Here is a 6,650-nt window from a genome sequence, read left to right as displayed (position 1 = left end):
GAAATTATTATTGGGATTTAGGGGGATAAAAATGAAAAAATTATTTTCAATTATTGTTTCTTTAGTATTACTAATATTAATTGGTAATACATACCACACCCCAAAAGCGCGTGCTGCTGTACCAACTCCTAATATTACTAGTGAATTTAGCTATAAAATGAGGAAAAATGCGCTTTATATGGCCTATTATGCACTAAATGATAAAACGTATCCGATAGGCACTGGATTAGAATTTGCAAGTAAAGTTAGACCAGGTGGTGAGTGGGATTATAAACAAACGTATGGAGCAACCACTACATACATTTTTGGTGGTATGACTGTAAGAGGAGAAGATTTAGGAAATATGCATTATGGATACGTTGGAAGTGCATCAGGATTTAGTTCAACCTTGCTAAAATCGGCTGCCGGAGCTGTTCAAATTTATAGTGGAACATCCTACATAGGATGGTATAAAACTTATTTTGACGATCCTAGAGACCAAACTTTTATAAGTAAAGGCATTAGTTACTGGGAAAACGGAAATTTACCTACTAAATCGACATCTTCATTGATCTTGCAGTCCGACGGAAATGAAAATCTCAGAACAACATTTACTGAGTTAGACTTTAGCGAACTTACAAAAGAAGAAAAGGAAGCTATCAAGAGAAAAGCAGAGGAAAACACAAAGATAATTTTAGAAGAACTAAATAAAAATAACAAATAGTTAATTTGGTACAGGCGTGTTGATTAACCATTAAAAACCAGTTGACATCGCTTTATTCCAAGCTTTTCTGCCGTAGTCGGTAAGCGGTTCGCTTACCGACTGGGTATGCTATACGCATGCCGAAGAGGCAGAAAAGCTTGTGTTCAGCCAATATGATTCTGTGTTTTTTAGGGGGATAATGGATAATCAACACTCATGATAAGAGATTTTTTGTGCATACACTCACCCCTAGCAGTATGGATGCCATTTTGTTGATACAATCAGCTCATTCGGTTCACCCGAATGAGCTGTTGCGTTGTCAAGCCTTTTAAACCGTTTCTTTTTATGATATATTGTCGTTAGGTGCTTTAATGGCTCATAGTGGCCTTGCCGTCGTCTTCGCCGGTTTCGGTGACTTTTAAAATGGCGACGGCTCCTTTTTGTGCATCGTTAAACTGGTGTGTTACAATCGGATAGTTTCCAGGACGGGTGACGGTAAATTCCACGACGGCGCCACCGCTCGCTGGAAGCATAACCGTTTGTAACCCTTTTAGATGGTTTGCAGGGTTGCCGTCTAGGTAGACGTCATCTAATACGGTTCCGACAACGTGGAACGAGCTGACTTCATTCGGACCTACGTTGTTCACATAGATTCTGATATGATCTCCTACTTTCGCAATAAGCGGCTGTTCTTTTAACGTAAACGTATCCCCGTTTGTATTTCGGTCTCCTTCTTTTAACGCTTTTGTCGAAAAGACGACGTGGCTTGGGACGCCGTTGGCAAAGTCGTTCATGTCATTGTATTTATACCATTCGTTTTGAATAAGCACAAATTCGCGATCGATGTTTTTATCTGTTGGATATCCGTTTTTCGGTTTGACGATAATGGTGCCGTGCATGCCGTTAGCGATATGGGCTAAAACAGGTGATGTGCCGCAGTGATACATAAAGACGCCAGGATTATTCGCCGGGTAGGAAAATGTTCCGGTTTCGTTTGGCTGCACGTTCGCGAAATCTTTTGATGGTGCAGCGTGAACGGCATGGAAGTCCATACTATGTGGAATCGCTGGGTCCATGTTTTTTAAGGTGAAATGGATGGTATCTCCCTCATTTACAACGACTAATGGACCTGGTGCTTGCCCGTTAAATGTCCACGCCTTATACATTTTTCCTTTGTCAATTTCAATGTCGGTAATTTGCGCTGTCATTTCAACGTTGACGTCATGAGGACCGGTTCGTTCCATTTTGATTGGGACAGGAGGTTGGTTTAGTCCTTTGTGTGGTTCAATGACTTGCGATGTTTGTGTTGTCCCTTGCGCAGAAGTGGTGTTAGCGCTTTCTTTTTTCGGTGTGCTCGTTGCCGCCGAATTGTTGCCGCTACAGCCTGCTAAAAGCGAAACGCTTAACGCAGCAGCCGTCCAAATGATTTTTGTTTTTCGTTTCATTTTTGTTCCCCCTTCATCAAAATAACTTTGGTTCACCATTATCATAGCGGGTACGATGGCTTGGCACATGTGATAATTTTCACGGAGGAAATGTTATTTGTGAAGAATTTTTGAAATGTTCAATGAATGATTCGAAGGTAAAAATAGTAGTTTGCTAATTACGAGGAAGAAGTGATTTTATTATATAAATATATCGTTTACAATATAATTAACAGAAAAACATGTAAAAGAGCTTGCGAAAGCAAGCTCTTTTACAGATGGTCGGTTTTTTTCGAGTAAGCGTGTTTCCCAGCTTGACGATTTTTTTCCCGGAGCATGTTTTTTTCATGATGTTTCGCTTGATTGTCGAGCGCTTTTTTATCGTTGTCGCTCGTATGTGGCATCTCGATGCACCCCTTTCTAAATCATACACCGATAGTTTGGACGGTTAGGCGTCGATGTATTCGTTTAAGAAAAAGAGCGCCAATGTGCCCGGACCAGCGTGAGCGCCGATTGCTCCCCCAATTGGTGAAATAAAGAAGCGAGTGCAGCCAAATTTTTCTTCAATCATTCGTTTTAATTCTAACGCGGCTTCTTCGTCATCGCCGTGGCTGATGCCGATGACTTGCTTTTGTAAGCCGTTTCCGCGTTCTTCCATCAGTTCAATCATCCGTTTGAACACTTTTTTCCGGCCGCGAATTTTTTCAATTGGAATTAATTTTCCGTCTTCAACATGAAGCAGTGGTTTAATGTTTAATATCCCACCGACAAACGCAGACGTTTTGCTAATGCGTCCGCCGCGCGCAAGAAACTCTAAATCATCGACGGTAAAAATATGCTCCATATGGCGACAGTACGCAGCAATCGTTTCACATAGCTGTTCATACGGCATTCCTTTTTGCGCAAGCTCGCTCGCTTTCATCACGACAAGTCCTAAACCGAGCGAAGCACATTTGGAGTCGATAATCGTTAATTGAAACTCAGGATATTGCTCAAGCACTTCTTCGCGCACCATCATAGCTGTCTGGTATGTTCCTGATAGTTGGGACGAAAACGCGATATACACAGAAGGGCGTTCAGACTGGGCAAGCTCGGTAAACAGTTCTTTCATTTTTAGCGGGCTTGCTTGCGATGTTTTCGCCACTTCGCCATTTCGCATTGCGTCATACACTTGTTTTGGATCGATCGTGACGAAATCTTCATAATCGGTGTTATTCAAATGGACGATGAGCGGAAGAAAAGAAATATTTCGCTCTTGCAAAAAAGAGTATGGCAAATCACAGCCGCTATCAGCTACAATGTGAATGGACATAATACTCACCTTCTTATTTCATTTTGCTCTTATAAGTGTAACGATTTCTAAACAAAAAAACAATTTTTCGTTTTGTAATGAGGTGAAAAGATGGCTTGGCTACAAATAAAAAAATTAACGATTGTACTCATCGGTGCGTTGTTAAACGCGATAGCGCTCAATTTCTTTTTAATTCCGGCAAACGTGTATACGAGCGGATTTGCTGGGATTGCTCAGCTTACGTCGAAATTAGTGGCGGACTATACCCCTTATCATATTTCGACGGGGATTTTGTTGTTCCTGCTTAACATCCCTGTCGCGATTTTAGGGTGGAAACAAGTAGGGAAGTCGTTTACGCTTTACAGTTTTTTGAGCGTTCTTTTTATGTCCCTCTTTTTAGAAATCATTCCGGTGAAAAAGGTAGCCGATGATATTTTGTTAAATGCCGTATTTGGCGGAGTCATTGGAGCAATTGGGGTTGGATTGACGCTCAAATGGGGGGCTTCGACCGGCGGACTAGATATTATTGCCTTAGTGTTGTCGCGCATGAAAGACCGTCCTGTCGGCACGTATTTTTTCACGCTGAATGCCGTCATTATTTTAACCGCGGGATATGTATATGGGTGGGAAAAGGCGCTCTATACGCTTGTTACGTTATATGCGTCTACACGTGTCATTGACGCCATTCATACCCGACACCAAAAGTTGACCGCGATGATTGTGACAAACAAAGGAGAAGAACTAAAAAAAGCGATACACGCCAAACTTGTCCGTGGAATTACAACAATTCCGGCTACTGGTGCTTTTTCGCAAGAAAAGAAAGACGTATTAATGATCGTCCTCACCAGATACGAGCTCTTTGACTTAGAGCGGATTATTAAAGAAGTAGACCCCCAAGCGTTCACCAACATCGTTCAAACGACTGCAGTATTTGGGTTTTTTCGGAAAGAATAAGTTTCATCAAAAAACCGTACCTTTTTGGGCGGTTTTTTTGTTTTTTCTGAAACTTTTTAAAGAGATTTTCGTCTAAATAAATGGATTTAATTCCAAAAATTTCAATGAATATAAAAAGGGGGATTATGATGCAGAAAGACTGGCTTTCAAAGTTTTTAGTAGCTGCTGTGCTTGTTACAAGCACAGGACCGATTACCGCAAAAGCTGCGGAAAAGGAAATATATTTACCTTCGCAGCAAAAACTGTACCAACAAGTAGGCGTTAACTCTACAGCGATTGATATGGAAGAGGTAAAAGTTTCGAAAGAACAAGCGATTGAAATTGCTAAAAAAGCCGTCAACATCGAAAAAGGTTATAAATTTCAAGGAATTACTTTTTCGACACAATGGTATGGAAATAAACCTGTATGGCAAATGTCTTGGTATAAAGATGATAAAGGATACCATGCGATTTATGTAACAGTAAACGCTCAAACAGGAAATGTTGTAAATATTAGTATTTATCATGAAAAAGATAGTAACATGCCGTTTCCACCGAAAGTAAGCTATGAACAAGCAGTAGATGTAGCTAAACAATACATTCAAAAGATGTACCCAAATAAACTAAAAGAACTTGCCATCGATGAGCAATTGAAAAAACAGCAAGGTAGATTGCCGTACGGGGACCGGCGGTTTTACGCTGTCCGTTTTTATCAAATGGTCGATCATGTACCATATTATGAAAACAATATTATGATAACGATTGATGGAAATGGGGAAATTCAGAACTTTGAATATAATTGGAATGACGAAGTAACATTTGAAAAGAAGGAAAACGTCATTTCTTTAGACCAAGCAAGAAAGTTGTTAAAAGACCGCATGGAATTGGAGTTGCGGTACCAAATTGACTATTCATCGAAGCAGACTCCAAAATTGATTTACGTGCCGAAAACGAACGCATATCAATATTATCAAGCTAACTTTAATGCCATTATCGATGCTCATACAGGAAAATTTATTGATATGTACGGAAAACCGGTTGAACAAACGGCTCCGATAGATGATAAGCCATTAGCAGAAAGCGCAACCCCTCTACCACCAAGAAGCAAAGAATTAACGCAAAAAGAAGCCGTAGAAACGGTGAAGCGAACAATGGAACTACCGGATTCGTTAGAACTCGATTCAGTCAATTATGAAGACCGCTGCGAAACTTCTGTATGGGTACTTAGCTTTAAAAACAACGGAGAAGATGCAAACTTCATTTACGCAGAACTGAATGCAAAAACAGGAGAGCTTATTCGGTTTGATAACAATGTAATGTATTATAAAGAAGGGGAAACGAACAAAAATCCACAGGTAAATTATACAAAAGAACAAGCGCTTCAGATTGCTACAAATTTTGTGAAAAAAGTAGCTCCTGATAAAGCAGATCGTTTATATGCTACGTTGCCTCAAGAAGTGCGATACGGTAAACAGACGACCCCGCTCTTTTACGAAATGTATTTTTATCGTAAAGAAAACGGAATCCCGGTACAAGGGCAAGGAGTGAGCGTAGCAGTTTCAGCGGAAACAGGAAAAATTATTCGCTTCTTTTCGGATTGGCGCAATTTGTCATTTCCATTACCAAACAAAGTGATTTCACTGGAAAAAGCAAAAGACATGTATGTAGAGGACAAAAAACTTACCTTAAGCTACTTTACGACACTAACAACGGAAGAGAAAAGAAACAATGCAGCCATTTTAGTTTATCAGCCTACTCCTTCTTGGGAGGAAAAATATTTAGATGCAGTGGATGGGAAATGGAAAGATGTAGCAACAGGAAGGGTAATTGACGATCAAAATGTAGCAACAGATATAAAAGGACATAAACAAGAGCAGGCGTTGCAAGCAATGATTGATTACAATATATATGATGTGGAAAACGGGAAAGTGTATCCAGATCGAGTAGTGACAAAAGGAGAGTTTGTCGAGATTGTCATGCGGGCAATCGGAGACTACGGAACATGGTATAATGAGAACGCTGCAACACCATTCAAAGATGTAAAAAAAGACGCAGACTACTATCCGTATTTACAAAGAGCGGTGGATCGTAGATTAATTAAAGCGGATGAAGAATATTTTCATCCGACAAGCCAAGTAACGCGAGAGTTTGTTGCGGTGACCCTTGTTCGCGCGCTAGGGTATGATAAACTCGCCTCGCAAACCGATTTGTTCCCGCTCCCATTTAAAGATGCGAGTAAGATTCAATATAAAGGTCATGTCGGATTAATTAGCAACTGTAGTTGAGCAATTTTAATTACAATAATTACCATGTAAAAGAA

The 6,650-nt window shown here is 40.2% G+C and carries 6 protein-coding genes; 3 read left to right on the top strand and 3 right to left on the bottom strand.

From position 1 onward, the window contains the following. Positions 1-703 (top strand): polymorphic toxin type 44 domain-containing protein (locus tag M4I42_RS15985; RefSeq protein WP_268853056.1); only part of this gene is annotated, 703 nt, incomplete at its 5' end. 347 nt (positions 704-1,050) lie between these two features. Here M4I42_RS15985 and M4I42_RS15980 read toward each other — a convergent pair. From M4I42_RS15980 to M4I42_RS15970, 3 genes are all read right to left on the bottom strand, one after another. Then, positions 1,051-2,127 (bottom strand): multicopper oxidase domain-containing protein, encoded by a 1,077-nt coding sequence (locus M4I42_RS15980; protein WP_268853055.1) that lies wholly within the window; start codon positions 2,125-2,127, stop codon positions 1,051-1,053. Positions 2,128-2,378: 251 nt separating this feature from the next. Beyond that, a complete protein-coding gene (locus M4I42_RS15975) occupies positions 2,379-2,510 on the bottom strand; it encodes a DUF3941 domain-containing protein (protein WP_268853054.1) in 132 nt (43 codons plus the stop codon). A 44-nt stretch (positions 2,511-2,554) separates the two neighbouring features. Beyond that, on the bottom strand, positions 2,555-3,418 hold the full coding sequence (locus M4I42_RS15970; protein WP_268853053.1) for a DegV family protein: 864 nt from the start codon (positions 3,416-3,418) through the stop codon (positions 2,555-2,557). A 90-nt stretch (positions 3,419-3,508) separates the two neighbouring features. On the opposite strand from M4I42_RS15970, the gene M4I42_RS15965 reads away from it, so the two are divergent. Both M4I42_RS15965 and M4I42_RS15960 read left to right on the top strand, forming a co-directional pair. Continuing rightward, complete coding sequence (locus M4I42_RS15965) at positions 3,509-4,351, top strand: YitT family protein (RefSeq protein WP_268853052.1); 843 nt, start codon at positions 3,509-3,511, stop codon at positions 4,349-4,351. A 128-nt stretch (positions 4,352-4,479) separates the two neighbouring features. Next, the gene (locus tag M4I42_RS15960) at positions 4,480-6,615 is read left to right on the top strand and encodes a YcdB/YcdC domain-containing protein (protein WP_268853051.1); all 2,136 of its coding nucleotides are present in this window, start codon (positions 4,480-4,482) and stop codon (positions 6,613-6,615) included. Positions 6,616-6,650 lie beyond the last annotated feature (35 nt).

It is taken from the genome of Anoxybacillus sp. J5B_2022 (genome assembly GCF_026847645.1).
In the GTDB taxonomy this organism is placed as follows: domain Bacteria; phylum Bacillota; class Bacilli; order Bacillales; family Anoxybacillaceae; genus Anoxybacteroides.
Note: the sequence above shows the minus strand (reverse complement) of the source record. Positions and strands in the feature narration are given on the sequence as shown.